18 protein-coding genes and 1 riboswitch are annotated in these 22,546 nt (G+C 34.2%); of the genes, 8 read left to right on the forward strand and 10 right to left on the reverse strand.

All coding sequences use genetic code 11. The features are described 5' to 3' along the window. Positions 1-67: 67 nt before the first annotated feature. From GXK57_RS09445 to GXK57_RS09470, 6 genes are all read right to left on the reverse strand, one after another. Entirely contained in the window at positions 68-3,190 is a 3,123-nt protein-coding gene (locus GXK57_RS09445) for an MMPL family transporter (protein WP_160674902.1), read from the reverse strand. Positions 3,191-3,203: 13 nt separating this feature from the next. Next, complete coding sequence (locus GXK57_RS09450; protein WP_160674905.1) at positions 3,204-3,869, reverse strand: TetR/AcrR family transcriptional regulator; 666 nt, start codon at positions 3,867-3,869, stop codon at positions 3,204-3,206. A 620-nt stretch (positions 3,870-4,489) separates the two neighbouring features. Further along, positions 4,490-4,648 (reverse strand): hypothetical protein, encoded by a 159-nt coding sequence (locus tag GXK57_RS09455; RefSeq protein WP_160674908.1) that lies wholly within the window; start codon positions 4,646-4,648, stop codon positions 4,490-4,492. 13 nt (positions 4,649-4,661) lie between these two features. Then, positions 4,662-5,936 (reverse strand): Ger(x)C family spore germination protein, encoded by a 1,275-nt coding sequence (locus tag GXK57_RS09460; RefSeq protein WP_160674911.1) that lies wholly within the window; start codon positions 5,934-5,936, stop codon positions 4,662-4,664. Beyond that, positions 5,929-6,987 carry an endospore germination permease gene (locus GXK57_RS09465; protein WP_160674914.1) on the reverse strand — a complete coding sequence of 353 codons (1,059 nt, stop codon included), beginning with the start codon at positions 6,985-6,987 and terminating at the stop codon, positions 5,929-5,931. Before GXK57_RS09465 ends, GXK57_RS09460 begins: the two co-directional genes overlap by 8 nt. Before the next feature lie 28 nt (positions 6,988-7,015). Then, positions 7,016-8,704, reverse strand: coding sequence for a spore germination protein (locus GXK57_RS09470; RefSeq protein ID WP_160674917.1), 1,689 nt, complete (start codon positions 8,702-8,704; stop codon positions 7,016-7,018). Between the two features lie 495 nt (positions 8,705-9,199). Here GXK57_RS09470 and gpmA point away from each other — a divergent pair, with 495 nt between their 5' ends. Next, positions 9,200-9,964 (forward strand): 2,3-diphosphoglycerate-dependent phosphoglycerate mutase, encoded by a 765-nt coding sequence (gene gpmA / locus GXK57_RS09475; protein ID WP_160674920.1) that lies wholly within the window; start codon positions 9,200-9,202, stop codon positions 9,962-9,964. A 56-nt stretch (positions 9,965-10,020) separates the two neighbouring features. On the opposite strand, the gene GXK57_RS09480 is transcribed toward gpmA, so the two are convergent. Continuing rightward, entirely contained in the window at positions 10,021-10,260 is a 240-nt protein-coding gene (locus GXK57_RS09480; protein WP_160674923.1) for a zinc ribbon domain-containing protein, read from the reverse strand. Positions 10,261-10,282: 22 nt separating this feature from the next. Further along, positions 10,283-10,870, reverse strand: a complete 588-nt coding sequence (locus GXK57_RS09485) for a TetR/AcrR family transcriptional regulator (protein WP_160674926.1) — start codon at positions 10,868-10,870, stop codon at positions 10,283-10,285. Between the two features lie 158 nt (positions 10,871-11,028). After that, positions 11,029-11,134: riboswitch (SAM riboswitch) on the forward strand. A gap of 225 nt (positions 11,135-11,359) precedes the next feature. On the opposite strand from GXK57_RS09485, the gene GXK57_RS09490 reads away from it, so the two are divergent. Both GXK57_RS09490 and GXK57_RS09495 read left to right on the forward strand, forming a co-directional pair. Beyond that, positions 11,360-12,202, forward strand: coding sequence for an epoxyqueuosine reductase (locus tag GXK57_RS09490; protein ID WP_160674929.1), 843 nt, complete (start codon positions 11,360-11,362; stop codon positions 12,200-12,202). 90 nt (positions 12,203-12,292) lie between these two features. Beyond that, the gene (locus tag GXK57_RS09495; RefSeq protein WP_160674932.1) at positions 12,293-13,474 is read left to right on the forward strand and encodes a PLP-dependent aspartate aminotransferase family protein; all 1,182 of its coding nucleotides are present in this window, start codon (positions 12,293-12,295) and stop codon (positions 13,472-13,474) included. A 146-nt stretch (positions 13,475-13,620) separates the two neighbouring features. On the opposite strand, the gene GXK57_RS09500 is transcribed toward GXK57_RS09495, so the two are convergent. After that, on the reverse strand, positions 13,621-14,238 hold the full coding sequence (locus tag GXK57_RS09500) for a permease prefix domain 1-containing protein (RefSeq protein WP_160674935.1): 618 nt from the start codon (positions 14,236-14,238) through the stop codon (positions 13,621-13,623). Further along, positions 14,205-14,561 carry a helix-turn-helix transcriptional regulator gene (locus tag GXK57_RS09505; RefSeq protein ID WP_160674938.1) on the reverse strand — a complete coding sequence of 119 codons (357 nt, stop codon included), beginning with the start codon at positions 14,559-14,561 and terminating at the stop codon, positions 14,205-14,207. Before GXK57_RS09505 ends, GXK57_RS09500 begins: the two co-directional genes overlap by 34 nt. Positions 14,562-14,793: 232 nt before the next feature. Here GXK57_RS09505 and GXK57_RS09510 point away from each other — a divergent pair, with 232 nt between their 5' ends. The 5 genes from GXK57_RS09510 to GXK57_RS09530 are packed head-to-tail and all read left to right on the forward strand — an operon-like array spanning position 14,794 to position 22,527. Further along, positions 14,794-15,375, forward strand: coding sequence for a TetR/AcrR family transcriptional regulator (locus GXK57_RS09510; protein ID WP_160674941.1), 582 nt, complete (start codon positions 14,794-14,796; stop codon positions 15,373-15,375). A gap of 31 nt (positions 15,376-15,406) precedes the next feature. Further along, positions 15,407-15,760, forward strand: coding sequence for a response regulator (locus GXK57_RS09515; protein WP_160674944.1), 354 nt, complete (start codon positions 15,407-15,409; stop codon positions 15,758-15,760). Positions 15,761-15,800: 40 nt separating this feature from the next. After that, positions 15,801-16,226: a chemotaxis protein CheW gene (locus GXK57_RS09520; protein WP_160674947.1), complete on the forward strand. Its 426-nt coding sequence runs from the start codon at positions 15,801-15,803 to the stop codon at positions 16,224-16,226. Positions 16,227-16,237: 11 nt separating this feature from the next. After that, complete coding sequence (locus GXK57_RS09525) at positions 16,238-18,409, forward strand: chemotaxis protein CheA (RefSeq protein ID WP_160674950.1); 2,172 nt, start codon at positions 16,238-16,240, stop codon at positions 18,407-18,409. Between the two features lie 23 nt (positions 18,410-18,432). Beyond that, complete coding sequence (locus tag GXK57_RS09530) at positions 18,433-22,527, forward strand: methyl-accepting chemotaxis protein (protein ID WP_160674953.1); 4,095 nt, start codon at positions 18,433-18,435, stop codon at positions 22,525-22,527. Positions 22,528-22,546: the final 19 nt, after the last annotated feature.

Below are 22,546 nucleotides of genomic sequence, written 5' to 3' on the forward strand. Positions count from 1 at the left end.
AAATATAATGTAGATATACAAAAAAGATCCGCTGAAGCAATTAACTTCAGCGGACCTTTTTTGCTGTTTAAGCTATATATTCATTATCTACTGATTCTGAGTTGAAGCTCTGATCTGCTTTTCTAGATATCTTTTCAGCAATAGATATTAAAGCAGGTATAACTATTGGAAGTAAAACAACACTTAGTAGGAATAATCCAGTAACAACACAAATAGCAAGTTCCATAAGAACATGGATATTTGATGGGTACAAGGTAGCAAAGGTACCAGCTAGGATTATTGCTGCTGACATTACAACGCCACCTACATTCTTAGCTGCTAGAATTATTGCCTCCTTAGGATCCGTGTTTGGATATTCCTTGAAACGAGTCATAAGGAAGATACTATAGTCTACTCCCAGTGCAGCTATTACTACAAAGGAGAAGAATGGTACATTCCAAGACATACCGTCTACGTTGCTAAATAGCTTAGAAGTTAAGAAGGAAGTTACTGAAATTGCTGTATAGTATGCTGCCACTAAAGAACCAACTATATATACAGGTATCCAGAAGGATCTTATTACTAATACTAACAATACAAATATAGCTGCAAGCACTATTATCTGTGTAAAGGTAATGTCATGAGTTGCTATATTGTTCAAATCGTTAGTTGTTGCTGTTGGACCAGCGACTCCAAACTTAGCATCTGAAAGTTTAGTTCCCTTTAATTGATTCTTAACTAGTTCATTGATTTCATCTATGGTCTTGATTGATTCCTTCGCATATGGGTCAGAATCAAGATTTATTGTAATCTTAGTGATTTTTCTATCACTTGACATATAAGTATCAAACATTTTTGTAAGATCTGACTTTTCAAAGGCTTCCTTAGGTATATAGAAGCTCTTTGTACCAGTTGTCAATTGTGTTAGGAAGTCATTGGTTTTGTTTATACCATCATGAATAGTACCTAGACCATCACTGCTCTTACTTATACCATCTTTAAGCTGACCTAAGCCACCAGTTAATTGAGTTAATCCAGCATATAACTTGTCTTGGCCATCTTTAATCTTACCAGCACCATCTTGTAATTTTGCCATGTTTTCAATTACGGTCTTTTGCCCAGCACTACCTTGTCTTAAACCAGCTGCAAGGCCTGCTTCTCCTTGCTCTAATTGAGCAATTCCTTGAACTAATTCTGAATTTGAGCTTGTATTAGCTATGATTTGATTTATACCATCATTTAATGCTGATAAACCATTTGTAAGCTGATCATAGTTTGCATTAGCAGCATTTATTCCTTTAGAAAGTCCATCTAAACCACCAGAAAGCTGAGCCATTAGAACTCTTAGTTTTGCAATATCAGGATCATTTGCTGGAAGCTTTTGCTCAAGTGATGCTACTACACCATTAATCATTGTAACTAGTTGCTTTAGTTGAGGTATTGAACCTGCGGCACCTTTATAGCCTTCACCAAGCTTCACATAGTTTTGTTGTATAAAGGCAAGCTTATCATGTATAGTTTGAAGTCCTCCGTTTATTTTACTAACTCCATCCTTAACACCAGCTATACCACCGGTAAGTTTGTCAGCGCCATTAGCACCTTGATCTATACCATCACTGATCTTCTTAAGTCCATCTGTAACTGCGCCCATACCATTTTGTATTGCTCCAGTACCAGTGGAAAGCTCTTTAACACTTGAGAAATCAGGGGTAGTAAGACTGGTTTCTATCTTTTTCATTCCATCATTAATCTGACCTACACCGTTATTGGCAGAACCTAATCCATCAACTACAGTTTTAGTTTGAGAGTTTGTATAGAAGTTTTCTATAGCATCTCCCTTTGGCTGAGTAACGCTGGATACTTGTTGTATTCCTTTTAATCCTTTAAGCTTCACAGTTAACTCATCTATAACTGATAGAGCTTCATTGTTGTCCATCGCATCTTTATTCTCAATTACTACAGTAGTAGGCATAGCTTTACCTCTGCCGAACTTGTCTGCAACTAGAGTAAAGCCCTTAACAGAAGGAGTATCAGCACTCAAATCTTTAAGACTATCAAAAGATAGCTTAGTGCTATTAAAGGCTATTACAGGAGCTATTATAGCAGCTACCACTAGAACTGATATCAATGGATGCTTAACCGATGCTGAGGTAACCTTTTCCCAAAGCTTGTTTTCTTTATGGCCGGCAACATTATGAGATGGCCAAAAGAGTTTCTTTGCTAATAGCTTCATTATTACTGGAGTTAAAGTAACAAGTTCAATTAGAAGAACTGCAATACCTATAGCAACAGCATTAGCTGAACGGTAGATAGGGAAGCTTACAAAAGTAAGGCTTGCGAAAGCCATGAAAACAGTAAGTCCACTGAAAATTACAGTCTTACCAGCGGTTTTATAGGTTACAACCACAGCCTCATCTATAGATAAGCCATGACCTAATTCTTCTTTAAATCTATTAAATAGTAAAATGTTATAGTCTGTACCTATACCAAATAAAACAAGAATTATAAACATTTGAGTTAAGCTTGTTATTGGGAAGTTAAAGGCATTTATAAGAACACCTATTATTCCCATACTGCATAGGTATGAAACGCCTACTGCAAGTAATGATACGAAAGGTGTAACCACTGAGCGAAACATTAGCATAAGTACTACTAATATAAAGCCTACGGTTATAAAGGCGCTTTTATCTACACCTTTGTTTGTAGCTTCTAAATAGTCATTGTTAATAGCTAGCTCGCCAGTGATATAATGAGTGGTTTTAACATCTTTTAAAGCGTCTTTAAAGCTATTTACTATAGTTTCACTATCCCTAGTTCCTCTTTCATAAGTAACTTGAGTTATTAGGGTAGTGCCGTCCTTTGATATCATTTGATCCTTAGCCTCAGGAGTGCCAAAAGGATCTACTATATTATTTATTTTTAGTTCAGTTTTTTTATCTTTAAGCTTATCTATACCTTTTTCAATATCTTTCATACCATCATCGGAGATTTTATTTGGGTCATTGAACACAAATATTGCGGTATCACCCTTTGAGGTTCCCATCTTGTTTATCATCTCTGATGCTAGCTTTGATGGTGAATCTTCACTTATTGAAGCTTGACCTTTCTGGTTTAATATCTGCTTTAGGTTAGGTTGATTTATGGTAAATAATACTGTAGCTACTGCCCATAGAGCTAACAAAACCCATCGAAATTTAAGCATCTTTCTCATGTATTTTTCCCCTTTACTTTTTGTTATTAAGAATATCAGCTATTCCTTTTTTTACATTTTCATCATTGTAAGCAACACCTAGTGCCTGAAGATTGTAGATTATAAGTGCATAAGCATATTCTGTAAGGCTGGTTGAAGTATCACTTTGAAGCCATTCCATTATTACGTTATACAATGTGCCAATAAAAGCTAAAGAAAATATTTTTACATCAGCTATCTTAATATTTTCACATTGCTGCATTTTTTGAAAATGCTCAGCAGTATAAGTAACGTATTTGTGTGTTACCTCATATCGCATTTTTTCAAATTTTGAGTTTAAACCTACTGCTTCAATAAGCAGAATTTTTGCGAAGGGTTTATTTACATCTATAACTTTTAGGAAGAAGGAGATAGCCCTGCTAAAACCTAAGTCAATTTCATTATTTATGTTGTCTAAAGAGTTTATTAAAGCAGTATAAAATTCCTCAGACACCTCATCATAAAGAGTGGCAAATAAGTCCTCTTTATTCTTGAAGTAAAAATAGAAGGTTCCTACAGATATATCAGCCGCTTCAACTACGTCTTTAACCGTAGTTCCATGATAACCCTTCGCAGCAAAAACCCTCGTTGCTACTTCAAGAATATGTTTCTTTTTTAAGTCTTTTCTTTCTTGTGTTTCCTTTGAACTTTTGTAAACCATGATATTACCTCGCTTCAAGCATAGAATGACGCTTCATTTTATGCTTATTATAATTCTGCTGAAAGCTAATGTCAATCGGGTGAAAACCTTTGCAGGAAATTAAATTATATTTGTATAGAGTACAAACAGACTGATTTAGTATATATAAGTAGTTAATTAGGAAAACTATGTTAAAAGTATAAGGGTAGGAGATAGTAAAAGATGATCGGAGTTTCTAAGTTATTATGTGGTACCCAAAGTTTTGGTGATCAGCTGAGATATGTTAATTAGATCCAGAACATAATCGATATACATGAATATGAGATTTTATATAGTACTAAGGAACTTAAAAAGACAAGCATGAAGTACTTTGTGGAAGATTAAAGTGTGAATGAAGGTTCCTAGACAGAGGGGATTATATCTAAAAATATTGTGAAGTAATTACTATAAAAGGCTAGAGTTTATTTAGATAACTCTAGCCTTTTATATGTAAATTCTTTGAACAAGCCATTCTAATTTTCTGATTAATAAAAGCCGATTTTTAATTATATAAGCTTTATTCATAGAACAGTTTAAACAAATATATTCTAATAAAATAATTAATGAAGTAAATTAGTAAGAACTTATATATGTAAGAATCCCTATCTTATTAATATTAATATAATAGGTAAAACTACAGCTATTATTACAAGAAATATAGAACCTATGGAACCTAACTTATTATCGGCCCATTGATATCTTGCAAAATTTATGAGATACATATTAAAAGCAAATACTAATGGAATTATTAATAATTTCATGGCTAATATTCTCCTAATGATTTTCTCCAGACTCAATTATTGGGGCGTTATAGATCTTTGTGCCATTACGTCTAATAATAAACTCAATATCAGTATGAACCTCGCAATCTTTGAAGTGCTTTAACCAGTTATAGGCTTCAAGCTCTTGAATTGTAGCAAAATCCTTTGCTATATAAGTACCAAATCTTAAGACATCTGACTTAAGCATTATGCATTTATCGATAGTTTTATTTACTTGCTTTTCGATGGAACTCTTTGCTGCCAGTTCTAACATTGGTTTTAAGTCTTTGCTATCGTAATCTATAGTACTTTGAATGGAAGCTATATCTGCTTCTAAAAACAATTTTAAGTTAACAACTGGTTTATCACCTTTTATATTTACCTTTATCTTAGGTGCTTTTTGAGGCCTTACCTCAAGTATTACAAACTTGTTTTCCTCCAAAGGGTCTTCAAAGAAGAAAAAACCTTTTTCAAACTCATCTCTTATCATAAGTAGAGATCTAGTTTCATCGCCTGTTAGTTCTCCTACCATTTTACCGCCATCGAATACCGCAGAACCAAAAAGCTCTATTTCTATACCACCTTTTCTAGGAAGATCCCCAGCATAATAGGAGCCGCCACTCCTAAAATGAACATCGTCTACATCTTTGTTACTATAAAAGTTTTTGCCACTATTTGGAGCCCCTAGTGGAAGTACTGTCTGTTCCACAGGACTCTTAATTTCATCTATTATATTTCTATAGGTAGTTACTGGGAAAAAACCTGTATTTCTTGACTGGAATAGCAAGCCTTGTTCCATCTTTGATAGTGAAGGTGTTAGTGCTGGAGAGTTGTTTTCAAGAAAATCCAAGGCAGAGCCTTTGGCTACCAAACAATACAAATCTCTTCTAACTTCACGTTTTCTAACTATTCCATTAATGTAGGAATCTATACCTTCCTTAGCCAAGTCTTCAGAAAATACCATGTACATTGTATGGTTGAAGGTTAGTTCTCTAGATAAACATGAATTTATCATATTTACACCCATAAAAAATACTGGACAATCAACTGATATTAGTAGCGTATTGCCTTTTTGCTTACTGCTTACTCCGCTGTCTTCGGTGTTATTCTTAACCTGAGTATTTGATGAAGAAAGTTGAACCGTTAATCTAAGTTTATCTTTCACTCCTTTTTCTAGCCCGATACTATATACAAAGGCATATTCTGTTACTTCATTAGAGTCAAAGCAGCCACAAAGAGTTGAGGCTGAAACAATGCATATTAGAGCAATTGCAATTATTTTACGCATCCTCAATCACCTTCTTTTTTCTTAGTATAGAAGTAATAAGTGCAAGCAACGGTATGACAAAGAATACAGTCCAGCCATATTGTCTTATAATGACTATATAGCTCATAAGTGATACTAAGTCTTTTGGTATCATACTTATTGCAAAAAATACTAAAGCTGAAGGTAATATCAAAGGACGCATATCATCTATGTTGAAGGCTTTGCAATAAGAAGATAAATAGCAGTAAAAAAGTGCACTTACAGAAACTAAGGTTCCTAAGCTCCAAGAAAATATAAATATAGGGTCAAGTCTATTAAAGAAAAAGCCGAGCTGTATTATCTCTGTTAAGGTATATAGCACAGAAGTTGGCTCCTGTGACTGACCATATCTAAAAATCAAAGTTACTGAAAGATATAAAACTGATATCAACAAGCCAGAAATAAGTAAGGAGATAAAACCGGATTTCTTTAAGTTTTTAACATCTTGAAGTGTGCCGGCTACGATTCCAAGTATTACTACTTCTCCATAATAAGAGCTTTCTTTTAATCCTAAAGTTACAGTAGTTTTAAGACCGTAGCCTAGTATGGGAAACAATCTGGAATAATCAAAATGATTATAATTTAACAGTATAATGCCAATAAAGCTAAAAAGAGTAAAGTATGCTATTAGCTTAGCAAATCTTGCAATGGTTTCAATTCCTAAATAGGTTAGTATGCATATAATTATAAGTTGAAGTGAAATATGGAAGGTTAGTGGGGTCTTGGGTATAATATAAATCTTAGAGACCTCGCTAAATTCCCTAGTAAGAGCAACAGCGCATATTAATATAATAATAGATAAAAGTAAAGAAGCTATTAAACCAAGAACTTTTCCCAAGCTAGCTTTAAAAGCAAATATCAAATCCTTGCCTGGAAAACGCTTCAATAGCAGATAGATACATAGAAAACCTAGCATAGCGGTAATATTTGAAATCAGTGTCATATACCATGTTGCTGTTCCTACAGCTCTTATTGCTCCACTAGGACTTACAAAATATATCTTAACGACTATAATTATTACAGTAAGGCACACTGCCTATTGCAGTCCAATCTTTCCTTCTTTAATCATTGTCTTTTCCCTTCTTTCCGCCTTTCTTCCATAAGAATGAAATTGGATTTTGTCTCCTTTTATTTAAACTATTTAGAAAGTCAGGACGCATACTTTCTAATTCCATAGGCTTTCTTACAAGAAGGCTGGAGAAGTCCTTAGTAGTAGGAGCTATAGGTGAGAGAAAAGGAACACCAAAGGATTTCATGCTACAAGCTAAAGCTCCAATTAATACTATACCTTCAGTTATACCTAAAAAACCGAGGAAAGCTGCCAAGAATATAAAGAGAAATCTGAGCATTCTAAGTCCTAAGGCTATTGAGTAATTTGGGATAGCAAAGCTTCCGAGACCAGTTATCGCTACTACAATTATCAATATTGGACTAACAAGCTTCGCAGCTACAGCAGCTTGCCCTAAGATAAGTGCGCCTACGATTCCAAGGGTTTGACCTATTACTCCAGGTACACGAATTCCCCCTTCACGAATGAGCTCGAAGGAAAACTCAAGCATAAGTATTTCCATAACTGTTGGGAATGGGACTTCTTCTTTTGCAGTAGACATAGCAATCAATAATTCTGTCGGTATGGCCTCATGGTGAAATAGTGATAAGGCTATATACAAAGCTGGTGCTAAAACTGTAACTAGCATACCTAAAATTCTTACAATCCTCAAAAAGGCACCATAATGCCACCGTAGGGTTTTATCCTCTTCTGCATGGATAAAATCAAATAGAGTCACTGGTACAATACATACAAAAGGGGAGCCTTCAGTTATCATAGCCACTCTGCCTTCACTTAGATATCTAGCAGTTCTGTCAGGTCTTTCTGTGTGCAGCACCTGTGGAAATATTGAGTAGGTGTGGTCTTCTATGTATTGACTCAGCATACCTCCACCAGAAATAAAATCTGTATCTATACTGTTTAACCTTCTTTTTGCTTCATTAACTATGTCGGGATTTACAATACCATCTATATACATTAGAGTGCAGAAAGCTTGATTAGTTCTACTAACCTTAAGGAGCTCAGCTTTCAACTTCTGGTTTTTTATAACTCTTCTTATTAAAGAGGTATTAGTTCTCATATTTTCGGTAAAGGCTTCCTGAGAGCCTAAGATTACACCTTCAGCGGTAGGTTTATCGATACTTCTTTTTTCAAAGCCCTTAGAATCTATAATGATGCATTGGGTAGAGCCATCTATGAATAATGCTGCATTTCCAATCAATATTTGGATTAAAATATCATTAAAATTAGTGAATTTAGAAACTTCATTTGCTGTAATTATATTGTTTGATATATAGTCATAGATTTCAATGGAATTTGCATTAGCGAAATATTGATTAAAGCTTTCAGTTTTCATAAGTGGACGAATTATAAAGTCGCTGACAAATATCTTATCTACCATACCGTCAATATAAATAATGAAGGCATCTATCTTTTGAGCAATTTTAAAGCTTCTGGTCTTGATGTCATTGTTGTTGGCAAGATCAAACTCATTTTTTATTCTTTCCAGGTTTATTGATAGCTTTGAAGCAACTATGGCGTTAGAAGCTTGTTTTGAATTTGGTAAAGTATTATCTTTATCTGTATTAGAAGGATTAGCTTTTTCATTATTAGTATCTTTTTGCTCGTTTTCTAGAAGCTCGAACTGTTTTGTTTCCTTTGGTTTATATGCAAATAAGTTTTTCATAACATCTTTAATCATTGGTAATCTTCCTTGCTTGTTATTTTATTCTAGTATTACACATATGATGTTCATTATTCATATCTTTAAAATTATAGAGGAGTTTCCTGTACTACTGATAATATGCTTAGGTATCCAAGTTCAACTAATAATTTATGAATGTCTGATGGTCACCAAAAGCTAGAATCATCGAACATTTATAAATTAAGTTTTCTTAATAGGATAGCTATAGGTATAACCCCGTACAATACTTTTAAGTCAGTAGAATTAAGAAAAAGTATTATGGATTAAGTTATAGGCTATTTATTATACAAAAATTTCACAAAATATTTGGTTTTGCTATGGAATTTATTTGAATAAGGTGTATAATATAACTAAGAAGTGAGAATGATTATCAAATGTTTATTGTAGAAATGTAAAGAATTAATAAAAATATGATTAATAGATTATTTTAAAGAATTATATATATAACAAATAAGAATAATATTAGATATAACATATGAAAGGAGTATAACAATGAAAAGATTAGTTTTAATCAGACACGGCGAAAGTCTTTGGAATTTAGAAAATAAATTTACTGGATGGACAGATGTAGATTTATCAGAAAATGGACTTATTGAAGCAAGAAAAGCAGGGAAGATACTTAAGGAGAACGGATTTACTTTTGATGTTGCTTATACATCAGTGCTAAAGCGAGCTATAAGAACCTTGTGGATAATCCTTCATGAGATGGACTTAATGTGGATACCAATTCATAACTCTTGGAAGTTAAATGAAAGACATTATGGAGCTTTACAAGGTCTAAATAAGCAGGAAACAGCTGAAAAATATGGAGAAGAGCAAGTTCATAAGTGGAGAAGATTTGTAGATGTAAGACCACCTGAACTAAGTAAAGATGATCCAAGATATCCAGGACATGAGATAAAATATAAGGGGTTAAGTGAAGAAGAGTTGCCACGTACTGAAAACTTATCAGACACAGAAAAGAGAGTACTTCAGGATTGGTTCCAAGAAATAGTACCTGCTTTAAAAGAAGATAAGAAGGTAATAATAGCAGCTCATGGTAACACTTTAAGAGCTTTGGTAAGATATCTAGATAATATATCTAGTGATGGTATTGCCAGTCTTAATATACCAACTGGAACACCTTTAGTATATGAGTTGGACGATGATTTAAAGCCAATAAGACATTACTATCTAGACTTAGACGGAAAGCTTCCAGAAGTGGCTATTCCAAAGGATATTAATGAAAGTGATAAGGCTATAGATAAGGAAAAATAAATGAAGATGGACAAAAAAATCACTGAAGCAGCTTCAGTGATTTTTTTGTACTATTCTTAGCAGTTTTGCCATGCTGGAAGTTTCTCCATCATGGATTTGGCAGCACTATTTCCAGCATCTTCAGATAAACCTTGAGTTCTTATCATGAAGTTTGTTAGTGACGCTAATTTTTCTTCATATGACTGCATGGAGCCGTCAGGTCTAGAGCAGTATTTGCAATAATCCTTAGTTTCATCTTCATTTGGAAAGTCGGAAGTTTTCTCCATTGGCATTCCACAAGCAACACATTTTTTCATATTAATAAATACCTCCTAAAATCTAAACTTTTATTAATTTTATATAATGATTTAATAATTGAGTCCCATAGGTTTTTAACACAGATTGGTCTGAGGAAAATAAATCACTGTTTGTTAGATAGTAATGAATTAATCCTATCCATGTATTGTATAGGAGATGGATAGGAATAGGTCGAAGTGTTCCATCAGAAATCTCTTTTTCTGCAGCTAGGCTTATATGATGAGAAATCATTGAGTTAATAGATATATAAGTATTTCGAGCTTCAAGAGGAAGCCTTCTTCTTTCAAGTATTAGTTTTTCGTAAAAATCTTCAAATTCTGATAAGGCATCTAAATGACATTGAAGTACCTGCTCTAAGGTTTTATTCTTACCAACTAGTTCATGTAATCTAGCTGCAATTTTAGTACCAACAGTATTTATTACCTCTATTATTAAGGCTTCCTGAGTAGGAAAGTGAGAAAATACAGTTCCATGAGATACCTTAGCAGCATTGGCTATATCTATGGTTTTAGTTGATAGTATACCATTCTTACTGAATATTTCTGCAGCGATTTCTATCAATTTATTTCTTGTTTCCCTTTTTTGAATTTGTCTCTTATTTTCTGACATTTAAAAACCTTCCTTTGATGAGTATAAACTCATTGAGTTATGACTCAATTATAAGATTCCTGTATTATATTGTCAATAAGTTTTTTGATAAAATATATTTATTAATATCATTGACACCATATAGAAAATATTATATAAATAATATAATAATTTAATAAGTCTTATTAAGAGTGGTGGAGGGACTGGCCCTGTGAAGCCCGGCAACCAGTATGTGTTATTTACATACATGGTGCTAAGTCCTGCAGCAATGCTGAAAGATAAGAAACGATTTATCTAAACCTCTTTCAGTAAAGAGGTCTTTTTGCTGTATCAGTGAAAAAGTGTTAGCTAAACCTAGTAAGATAAAGGGGTGAAAGAGGCTTTTTCAAATTTATAGTGGAAAATAAAACTTATTTTTCAAGCTCTTAATGATAAAGTTATTTTAACGACTTAAATTTTCAGCACAAGTTATTTATAAACAGTCAGAAAGAAAGGATTGGGGAGTTTTTTATGTCTGATGTTAATAAAAAAAGCAATAGTTTTAAAAAGGAGATCATAAGCAAAGCAAAAGAGATGGGGGCAAATATAATAGGCTTTGCACCAGTAGAGAGATGGGAACAGTTTAAGGATACCTCACAAGAGTACTTTCCACAGAATATATGGCCTGAGACCAAAACTGTAATTGTTTTAGGTATACAAATATTTTTACCAATGCTTGAAACAACACCTTCAATTGTTTACTCTGAGTTGTACAATACAACAAATAGAGTGCTAGACGAAACAGCGTACAAGCTTGCTAATTATTTGAATACTTTAGGGTATGGGGCTTTCTTTTTCCCGAGAGATGGATATGGAGATATTTCAATTCTGGTAAAGAAACCAGCAGCTGCTTTTTCGCATGTTATAGCTGGTAAGTATGCAGGACTTGGCACAATAGGATACAATCATACCTTAATCACTAAGGAATTTGGGCCGAGGGTTAGATTGGTTTCCATTCTTACAGATGCTGACCTTGAGGCAGATGAAGTAGTAGAAAAGGAGCTTTGCATCAAATGTGAGATGTGTAAAAGGTGTTGCCCTGCAGGAGTTTATACTACCAGGGACACCTTGATAGCAGATATGGATAAGATAAAATGCGCAGAATACCATGCCAACCTTAAAGAAGCCTACGCATTCCCTTGTGGAGTGTGTATTAAGGTGTGTCCAGTAGGCGAAGATAGAAACATTTATGGTAACAATGCTAAGAAGTATTTAAATGAAAGAGAAGCTTTAAAAACTGGTGTAGGAATTGAAGAATACTCAGGTTGGATTCATACAAGAAATCATGGCTCAAAGGATATAAGAGAAGTTTAAAAATATTTATGAAATTTTAATAATAGTCTTAACTGCAGCATAAAAATTCAATTTTGTATAGATATTAAAATTATAATTGGGGGATTTATTATGAAAGATAAAAATTTTAGTACAAAACTTACTCATCTAGGTGAAAAGAGTCCAAAATCAGTTTCAAGATCGAAGACTATTCCTATATCAATGACTTCTGTTTTTGTATTTGATGATGTTGAGACTCTTGATAAGGTTTATGAAAGCGAAGAAGAGGGCTATGTATATTCAAGAAATGGCAATCCAGGACACGATGCTTTAGAGGAGATAATTGCTGGAATAGATGAAGGGGAAGAAGCTCAAGTTTTCTCTTCAGGTATGGGCGCAATTGCAATGTCTATCGTTGCAAATGTGAAGGCTGGTGATCATATAATAGCAGCAAGTGTTTTGTATGGAGGTAGTTATACCTTTCTTAAGGAGGAGCTTTCAAAGTTCAATGTTGAAGTAACTTTTGTAGATGTAGTAAATGAAAGTATAGAACAATATTTTAAGTCAAATACAAAAGTGGTTTATGTAGAAACTATATCTAATCCTTTGATGGAAGTTATAGACATAAAGGCTATAGCAGAGTTATCTCACAAAAATAATGCTAAGTTGATTGTAGATAACACCTTTGCAACAGCTGTAATATGTCAGCCCTTAAAGCTTGGAGCTGATGTTGTAGTTTATAGTGCAACTAAATACCTATGTGGGCATAGTGATGTTACTGGTGGAATAGTTGTGGCTGATAAGGAAAATGTAAAGAACATAAGAAATACTGGATCTTTGTACGGACCAATGATGAGTCCTTTCGATGCTTGGCTGTTAATAAGAAGCTTAAGAACCTTAGAGCTTAGGGTAAAGAAGCATTCTGAAAATGCATTAAAGCTGGCAGAGTATTTAGAAAAGCATGAAAAGATTAAAAGCGTTTATTATCCTGGACTTAAAAACTCACCTTACTTTGATACAGCAAAACAACTGTTCAATGGGGATGATTTTGGAGGCATGCTTAGTATTGATGTAGTAGATGGAGAAAGAGGAGCTTATGAATTAATAAGAAATCTTGAAAATATAAAATTTGTTCCGAGCCTTGCAGGTGTTACTACCTCAGTATCATATCCAGTTAAAACTTCTCATAGGGCACTTACAGATGAAGAACTAAAAAAAGCTAATATATCCAAAGGACTTATAAGAGTTTCTGTTGGGCTTGAAGATATTAATGATATAATAGCTGAGTTTGAAAAAGCCTTAGCAAAGATATAGCTACAAATAAATAAAAAAACACCACCTAGTTTAAGGCCTAATTGTCTTATCTAGGTGGTGTTTTTTTAAATACCTTTTATATGCCTTTAAAAATACATAACTTAAATCTTTAATGGTTATAAAGTCTTTTATTAAATAAAAGAGTATTAATTTATCTTTAACTTTTTTACTATAGAATAAGCTAATTCATTAACTGATAATAAAATACCATATCCAACTAGGCTGCCTAAGAAGCTACATAGTACAGCAACTGCACTGTATGTAATAGGGATTGAAGGTGTTTTAGATAAGCTAAGCAAAATGCCTAAAGCCAAATCTATACTTGAAGTGAAGAATAAAACTTTTAGTATTGAGGTTGTTTTGGAAGATAAAAAGCATATCCAATAACCTACAGGTAAGAACAATGTAATAAATACTAGACCTGTTGATACTAAAGAAATGTTTTCTTGAAGATCAATACCAGGCATAGGCGTTCTATTTCCTATAAACAATATGATAAACAATAACATTGTTCCTACAATAAAAGATGTTTTATTTCTATAGCTGCAGAAGGAATTTTTTATTGAAGCTTTTAAGTTATTTATTTCTCCAAAACTTTCAATAGCTTTTTCTATAGACTCAGTTTCAGAAAAACCCTCAGAGATATATTGAGCTTTTAACATCATCAGATGATCCTTAAGTTCATCTGCTAGTTCAGATTTTTTATTTTTAGTAGTTTTTAATTCTGATACTATGGCTTTAATGTACTGATCAAATGGTCCCATGAAAATCCCTCCCTGCAATTGTTAATAAGCTTATTTAGAAGATCCCACTCATTAAGTTTTTGAGACAATACCTTTCTGCCATTGGCGGTGATACTGTAATATTTACGCCTACCCCCAGTTTCTGAATCCCCCCAATAAGCGGTTATTAAGTCCTTTTTTTCTAGTCTCTGAAGTGCAGGGTATAATGTGCCTTCACCAATAATATAGATCTCATCACTTTTTTCTTTTAACCTTTTGGCGATTTCGTAACCATAAAGGTCTTCTTTTTCAATAAGAGATAACAGAAGTATTTCTATACTTCCTCTCATAAGCTCTTTATCCATAATTATACTCCCTTCTAGTTATTTATTACTATTGTATATCTTAATACATCGTAACACAAGGCTATTTGGAAAGAATATTCCTAATATGATAAATGGAGTCATTTTTGTACTTTTATGTGACAAAAATATGTAAATAATGACATGCTTCGAGTTTTATTGACATGGAGTTTATGAGAATTTATAATTATATCAAGCGAGTGCTTACTCGCCTGTGAATGGAGGAAGATAAGTTATGGAATTCTTCATAAAAAGAAAAGAAAGAATAATTCTAACAGCTATTGAGATTATAAGTGAATTAGGGTTTCAAGGACTAGCAACTAAGGAAATATCACAAAGACAGGGGATTTCCGATGGAACTTTATATAAGCATTTTAAAAATAAAGATGAGATTATATTAGGTATATTAGATTACTTTTCAAAGTTTGATGATAGTATAAGACAATCAATTGAATTAAGTAATTTTTCAGCTAAGGAAAGTATAAGGTTTTTTGTAAAGATGCGTATAGAGTATTACGAAAACTATCCAGCTATCACTGCAGTGGCAGAGTTACATGAGACCTTTAAACATGAAAGTGAAGAAATTCAAAAAAGAAATAAAGATATTTTTGAGGATAGATATAAATTAATCATGCATTATATAGAAAAAGGTAAAAAGAATGGGGAGTTTCGAGTAGAAGTTGATAGCGAAGCATTAACTGATATGATTTTAGGCTCTAGTAGGGAGGCCATATTAAAGTGGAGGTTAAATGATTATAATTTCCCTTTAAAAGATAGGGTTATGAATACAATAGATATGATTTTAAAGTATAGCTAATAATACTAATTATAAATAGGAAGGTGTAGTTATGAAAAGAATTCTAATTGTTGATGATGCTGCTTTTATGAGGATGACGCTTAAAGCAATACTTGAGAGAAATGGCTTTGAAGTAGTAGGGGAAGGGGTAAATGGTGTTGATGCAGTAAATAAATATATGACCTTAAAGCCTGATATTGTAACTATGGACATAACAATGCCAGAGATGGATGGGGTTGAGGCCTTAGCAGAGATTAAAAAGAAAGACCCGGCTGCCAAAGTTGTTATGATATCAGCATTAGGACAAGAAACTTGGGTTAAGAAAGCCGTTATGCTAGGAGCAAAAGGTTTCGTGGTAAAGCCATATAAGGAAGAGTATGTTGTAGAAACTTTAAATAAACTATAAGCTTGAAATTATATCTTTCAAGCTTTATGGAGGAAAATCTATGAATGAATTATTGGATATTCAGTTCATTGCTTATGAACTTGCAGATGAGAAGTACGCACTGAAGATTAGTGATGTTTACGAGATAATAAGAATGCAGCAAATAACACCAGTTCATAACAGCAAACCTTTCTTAGAGGGTGTAATAAACTTAAGAGGAAAGGTTATTCCAGTTGTTAACTTGCATAAAAGATTTGGTCTTCCAAACTATACTTCTACGAAGTATACAAGAATCATGATATTAAAGAGTAGAGAAGATATGATTGGGGTAATTGTGGACAAGGTTAATCAGGTTATTAAGTTTGATGATATTCAGCCACCACCAGAAATGGTTGCAGGGATTGAGGGAGAGTATTTTGAAGGCTTGGGGATTACTAAAGAAGGAGTTGTAAGTCTTCTCAAGATAGAGGTAGTATTACATAAGTAGGGAGGTGCACAATGTCGGGAATATTTGAAAGCTCAGAAATGATAGGAGCCTTCTTAGATGAAATAGAAGAACAGCTACAGTTTCTAGAGCAAGGTATTTTAGAATTAGAACAAGAAAAAGAAAATCCTGAGGTTATTCAAAAGATTTTCCGTGTAGCACATACCCTAAAAGGTTCCTCTGCTACTATGGGATATGATAAGATGAAAAATTTAACCCATGAGATGGAAAATGTATTTGATAGGATAAGAAACAATCTTTTAATTGCAGATAAGGCAATTGTAAACGTGCTTTTTAAGTGTTTAGATGTTCTAAGATTTCTTAGAGATGATTTCGTAGAAAGTAAGAATAATACAAAGATAGATATTTCTGAAGTTTTAGAAGACTTAAAGCTTATACTTGAAGGTAAAGATAAAGAAGTTAATCAAGTACAAGTTGAAAAGCAGGAAGCCGTTGATGCATTAAGTACTAGTAAAGAAGATACATTCGATTTAGATGATGAGCAGTTAAGTATTCTAAAAAACTCTAGTTTATCTGGTCTTAATAATTTAGTTTGTAGTGTTAAGATTTCAGAGAATAGCTTTATGAAGGCAACTAGGGCTTGCTTAATAATTAATTCTCTGAACGATATGGGAACTGTAGTAACATCTAGTCCTAATGTATTGGATATTCCTTTAGATGCTGATATTTCTGTGGTTAATTATCTTATGACAACATATTTGAGCATAGAGGAACTAAAAGAAAAAGCTTCTCAAGAGCTTATGGATGTAGAAGAAGTTGAGGTAACTGAGTATTCGAATGAAAGTACTTTTGAAGAAGAAAAAAGTTCATCAGAAAAAGAAGATATAGATGATACTGAGGTTGTTAAAGCAGGAAAGAAGTTAGATGAAGTTACTGAAAAGGCTCATTTAGAGGAAAATAAAAAGAAGGAGACTGAAAAAAGAACTTCTCAAACTGTAAGAGTTGACATAGAAAGATTAGAGCAGATGATGAATCTAGTTGGAGAAATGGTAATAGAGCAAACTAGAATATCACAGGTTGGAAGCATACTTCATGGCAGATACTCTCAAGATGAAACTGTAGAAGATCTTATTGGAATTTCCAATCATGTATCTAGAGTGGTTAGCGAACTTCAAGAAAGTATAATGAAGGCTAGAATGTTACCAGTGCAACAGCTATTTAATCGTTTACCTAGACTTGTTAGAGATTTAAGCCAGACCTTAAACAAGGAGATAGATTTAGTTCTTGAAGGCGGAGAGACTGAGATGGATAGAACTATAATCGAGGACATAACAGATCCACTGATTCATATTGTTAGAAATTCACTGGATCATGGTATTGAAAAATCAGAATTACGTGAGGCTAATGGAAAACCATCAAAAGGAACCATAAAGATAAAGGCCTTCCATCAAGAAAATCATGTGATTATAACCATAGAGGATGATGGGGCAGGATTAGATTTAGAAAAAATCAAGAATTCTGCAGTAAAAAAGAAGGTTTTATCAAAGCAGGAAGCTGATAACTTGTCTAAGAGTGAAATAATAAATTTAATTTTTGAGACTGGACTGTCAACAGCGGAAAGCGTTAGTGATGTTTCTGGAAGAGGTGTAGGTATGGATATTGTTAGAAACCATATCGACAAGCTTAACGGGATAATAGATGTTGATACCAATCCAGGAGAAGGAACTAAGTTTACTATAAAGCTACCATTGACCTTGGCTATACTTACAGGACTGTTAGTTAAGATTCATGACGAAACCTATGCTATACCAATGAGTAATATAGTAGAAATAGTAAGAAAACCTATAGATGAAATAGAGTCTGTTAAGAAACAATCCATTGTTGTTATTAGGGATAAGGTTCATCCTTTAATATGGCTTCATGATTATTTCAAGTTGCCAAGAGGAGAAAAGAAGAAAAATGTTTTTATTGTTGTTTTAGGAACGGCTGAAAAGCGTTTTGGAATTGTAGTTGATAAATTAGTTGGTAATCAAGAGATAGTTATAAAACCATTAGGTTCATATGTTGGAAAAGTAGAAGGTGTTTCAGGAGCCACAATATTAGGAGATGGAAGTGTAGCTTGTATCTTCGATGTAGTTGGCATGTCTAAAATGGTTAGCAATAAAGTAAAAAGAGAAAGTATAACTTTAGCTTCAGAAGATAGTGATACAGATAAACTAAAATAATAAGAACTACGGAGGAATATTTAATGGGGAACTTTGGTAGAAATATGGCTATAAAGTATATGAAATCTTCAGGTATATCAAGCAAAGTTAAGGGAGCTTTATCTAGTGCTAAAAGGCTTGATGAAAAACTAAAGGATTTAATTGATATAAATACTCAAGTAACAAGAGGAACAACAGAGCAAGCATCAGCAGTGGAATCTACTAATTTAATGACAGCGGAGTTATCTAAGTCAATAACAGGAGTTGTAAGAAATGCTGAACAATTAACCAGCTTTGCAATAGACTCACAGGAATCCTTAGAAGACATGGCGGTATCAATTAAAGAGGTGGCGGATAGCAGTGAAAATGTGACTAGATCAGTAGAAGATATATCTGTAGCCATAGAACAAATGGGAAAATCCATTAAGGGAGTTTCAGGAAATGCTCAAAGCTTAACTTCTTCTGCTCAGGAATCTACAGCGGCTATACAAGAAGTTGTAGCTTCAATACAACAGGTGGCAGGAAATAGTGAAAGTACAGCTAAATCTGTAGAGAATATCTCTGTATCAATAGAGCAGATGGGTAAGTCAGTTAAAGGCGTAGCTGGTAATGCTGAAAACCTTGCAGCTTCAGCACAAGAAGCTACTGCAGCAGTTCAAGAATTGGTGGCATCAGTACAGCAGGTAGCAGGTAATAGTGAAAGTACAGCAAGTTCAGTAGAACAGATATCTGCATCTATTGAAGAAATGGGAAAATCAATAAAAGGTGTAGCCTCCAATGCTGAACAGCTAAAAAGTACTTCAGAGGATACGGCAGATACTATTAAGGACATGATAACTTCTATAGAAAAAGTAGCAAAAAATAGTGAAAGCAGTGCTAGCTCTGTAGAACAAATCTCAGCTTCCATAGAGCAAATGGGCAAATCTATAAAGAGCGTAGCTGGCAATGCTGAAAGTTTAACAGGATCAGTGGAAGAAACTTCAGCAGCAGTACAAGAGATAGTAGCATCAATAGAGCAAGTAGCAGGAAACAGTGAAAGTACAGCAAGCTCAGTGGAACAAATATCATCTTCCATAGAGCAGATGGGTAAGTCTATAAAAGGTGTAGCTGGCAATGCAGAGAGCTTAAAGGGATCTGCAGAAGAAACTTCAGCAGCAGTACAAGAGATAGTAGCATCAATAGAGCAAGTGGCAGGAAACAGTGAAAGCACTGCAAGCTCAGTAGAAGAGATATCAGCTGCTATTGAAGAAATGGGTAAGACAATTCAAGGTGTTGCTAAAAATGCTGACAATTTAAAGATGTCTACTGAAGAGTCTGCAGCAGCAGTACAAGAGATGGTTGCTTCTGTAGAGCAAGTAGCAGGAAACAGTGAAAGTACAGCAAGCTCAGTGGAGCAAATATCTTCATCCATAGAACAAATGGGTAAATCCGTTAAAGGAGTAGCAGGAAATGCTGAGACCTTAAAAGGATCAACTGATGAAGTAGCGGCTGCAATTCAAGAAATGGTAGCATCTATCCAGCAAGTAGCAGGAAATAGTGAAAGTACAGCAAGCTCAGTAGAACAGATATCTTCATCTATAGAACAGATGGGTAAATCAATTAAAGGAGTAGCAGGTAATGCTGAGAGTTTAAAGGGGTCTGCAGAAGAAGCCACAGCTGCTGTTCAGGAAGTAGTAGCATCTATAGAGCAGGTAGCAGGAAACAGTGAAAGTACTTCTAGGTCAGTAGAAGAAATATCAGCTTCAATAGAAGAGATGGGTAAATCTATTCAAGGAGTTGCAGGAAACTCTGTAGAACTTCAAAAGGCTTCTGAAGATACTTATAAGGTAGTAGAAAATATGGCCGCATCTATTAATCAAGTTGCTCAAAATGCTCAAAATGTTAATAAGTTAAGCGAAGTAGTAAGAGAAGATGCAAAGGATGGTCAATCAGCAGTAGCAAATACCTTAGATGCTATAAAAGAGATATCTGAGGTAATACACAAAGCAGAAAATGTAATTACAAACCTAGGAAAGAGCTCAGATAAGATAGGAAGCATTATAGATGTTATAGATGATATTGCTGATCAAACAAATCTTCTTGCGTTAAATGCAGCCATAGAAGCAGCAAGAGCAGGTGAACATGGAAAAGGCTTTGCGGTTGTAGCAGATGAAGTAAGAAAGCTTGCAGAGAGAAGTGCATCAGCAACTAAAGAGATATCTGAACTTATAAAAGGTATTCAGGGTGAAACTTCAAATGCTATAAAAGCTATAGAAGTAGGAACTGAAAAGGTTGAGTATGGAACTAGATTAAGTAACGAGGTTGGGACTGTAATTAATAAAATCGTTGGTGGAATAGAAAATGTAAGTTCTGAAATTAAAGAGATAACTCTAGCTACAGAGAATCAAAGTAAAGGCAGCGGAGAAATCCTAGAAGCTATGAAAATGGTGACCAACCAAGTCGCAATGGTGACTTCTGCTACGAAAGAACAAGCTATAGGGGCTGAAAATGTAATTAAGGGAGTTGCAAATGCAAAGGAACAAGTAAACCAAATAACAATAGCTATGAAAGAGCAAGCAAAGCAAGGACAGGATATTGTTACAGCAGTTTCTAATGTTACTAGCCAAGCTATACAGGTTACTCAAGCAACAAGGGAGCAGGTTGTTGGTGTGGAAGAGGTTATAAAAGGTGTTGGAAACGCAAGAGAACAAGTAAGACAAATAACAGTTGCAGTAAAAGAGCAAGCAAGTCAAGGAAAAAATGTAGTTGAGTCTGTGGAGAGCATGGTTAAGCAAACCAGTGAGGTTGCTATAGCTGTTAAGGAGCAAGCTAGCGGAATTGATGAAGTAATAAAAGGTGTTGGAAACGCTAGGGAGCAAGTAAGACAGATAACAGTGGCAGTTAAAGAGCAGGCTAATCAAGGAAAAGAGATAGCTAGATTAGTTCGAAATGTTACTGGCCAAGCTGCTGAAGTAACTCAAGCTACAAAGGAACAAGCGGCAGGTGTTGAAGAGATAATAAAGGGTGTTATTAATGCAAAGGAGCAAGTAAGACAAATAACATCAGCGGTTAAAGAGCAAGCAAAACAAGGGCAAAATATTGTTGAGGCAGTGAGCAACGTTACCGAACAAGCAGCTCAAGTAACTCAAGCAGTTAAAGAGCAAGCAGTTGGAGTAGATGAAGTAATAAAAGGTGTGGTTAATGCTAGAGAACAGGTATTACAAATAACTGTAGCAGTGAAAGAACAGGCAAAACAAGGTAAAAATGTTTCTATAGCAGTGGAAAGCGTAGCTGACCAAACTAAACAAGTATCTCAGTCTGTTATAGAGCAGGCTAAGGCAGTTGAAGAGATAATAACTGGAGTTTCTAACACTAGGGAACAGGTTAAACAAATTGCAGATTCTATGATATCTCAAGCTGAACAAGGGAAGAACATTACCAATCTTGCACAAAAGGTTACTAATCAAACTTCAGAAGTAGCTCTAGCAGTTAAGGAGCAGGCTAATGGTGTAGATGAAGTGATAAAAGGGGTAGAAAATGCTAGAGATCAAGTGAAGCAGATAACAGTAGCAGTAAAGGAACAGGCAAAGCAAGGAAAAGATATAGTTTCATCAGTGGAAAATGTGACTAAGCAAGCAGAGCAAGTAACTTTAGCAGTGAAAGAACAAGCTGTTTCAGTGGAGGAAGTTATTACTGGAGTAGAAAACTCTAGAGAACAAGTAAAGCAGATTGCTATGGCAGTAAAAGAACAAGCAAAGCAAGGACAAGACATTGTTTTATCAGTGGAAAGTGTTACTAAGCAGGCTTTAGAAGTGACTAAGGCAACAAAAGAACAGGTTATTGGTGTAGAAGACATAATAAAAGGTGTAGGTTCCTCAAGAGATGATATTAAAAAGATAACTTGGTCTATGAAGGAACAGACTAAGAATACAGAAAAGATTGTTAGGAATATAAAAAATGTCACTGACCAAGCTACTGAAGTAACCTCTGCTACTAAGGTTCAGGCTAAGGAAGTGGAGCAATTAGTTAAGCATATTAACGAAATTAATCGTGTTGTAAACTCTAATAAGAATGATCTTGAAAAGTCAACTAATTCTGCAAAAGAGCTTACAAGATATTCTGATGACATCAAAGAAGCTTTAGAAGAGATACAAGAATAATAAATATTTAAGTTTTGAG

The organism is Clostridium sp. C8-1-8, from assembly GCF_009928445.1.
Classification (GTDB): Bacteria; Bacillota; Clostridia; order Clostridiales; family Clostridiaceae; genus Clostridium_AR.

Coding starts and splice junctions, on each gene's coding strand:
- GXK57_RS09445 (WP_160674902.1), bottom strand. CDS start 3,190: ATGAGAAAGATGCTTAAATTTCGATGGGTTTTGTTAGCTCTATGGGCA.
- GXK57_RS09450 (WP_160674905.1), bottom strand. CDS start 3,869: ATGGTTTACAAAAGTTCAAAGGAAACACAAGAAAGAAAAGACTTAAAA.
- GXK57_RS09455 (WP_160674908.1), bottom strand. CDS start 4,648: ATGAAATTATTAATAATTCCATTAGTATTTGCTTTTAATATGTATCTC.
- GXK57_RS09460 (WP_160674911.1), bottom strand. CDS start 5,936: ATGCGTAAAATAATTGCAATTGCTCTAATATGCATTGTTTCAGCCTCA.
- GXK57_RS09470 (WP_160674917.1), bottom strand. CDS start 8,704: ATGATTAAAGATGTTATGAAAAACTTATTTGCATATAAACCAAAGGAA.
- gpmA (WP_160674920.1), top strand. CDS start 9,200: ATGAAAAGATTAGTTTTAATCAGACACGGCGAAAGTCTTTGGAATTTA.
- GXK57_RS09480 (WP_160674923.1), bottom strand. CDS start 10,260: ATGAAAAAATGTGTTGCTTGTGGAATGCCAATGGAGAAAACTTCCGAC.
- GXK57_RS09485 (WP_160674926.1), bottom strand. CDS start 10,870: ATGTCAGAAAATAAGAGACAAATTCAAAAAAGGGAAACAAGAAATAAA.
- GXK57_RS09490 (WP_160674929.1), top strand. CDS start 11,360: ATGTCTGATGTTAATAAAAAAAGCAATAGTTTTAAAAAGGAGATCATA.
- GXK57_RS09495 (WP_160674932.1), top strand. CDS start 12,293: ATGAAAGATAAAAATTTTAGTACAAAACTTACTCATCTAGGTGAAAAG.
- GXK57_RS09500 (WP_160674935.1), bottom strand. CDS start 14,238: ATGGGACCATTTGATCAGTACATTAAAGCCATAGTATCAGAATTAAAA.
- GXK57_RS09505 (WP_160674938.1), bottom strand. CDS start 14,561: ATGGATAAAGAGCTTATGAGAGGAAGTATAGAAATACTTCTGTTATCT.
- GXK57_RS09510 (WP_160674941.1), top strand. CDS start 14,794: ATGGAATTCTTCATAAAAAGAAAAGAAAGAATAATTCTAACAGCTATT.
- GXK57_RS09515 (WP_160674944.1), top strand. CDS start 15,407: ATGAAAAGAATTCTAATTGTTGATGATGCTGCTTTTATGAGGATGACG.
- GXK57_RS09520 (WP_160674947.1), top strand. CDS start 15,801: ATGAATGAATTATTGGATATTCAGTTCATTGCTTATGAACTTGCAGAT.
- GXK57_RS09525 (WP_160674950.1), top strand. CDS start 16,238: ATGTCGGGAATATTTGAAAGCTCAGAAATGATAGGAGCCTTCTTAGAT.
- GXK57_RS09530 (WP_160674953.1), top strand. CDS start 18,433: ATGGGGAACTTTGGTAGAAATATGGCTATAAAGTATATGAAATCTTCA.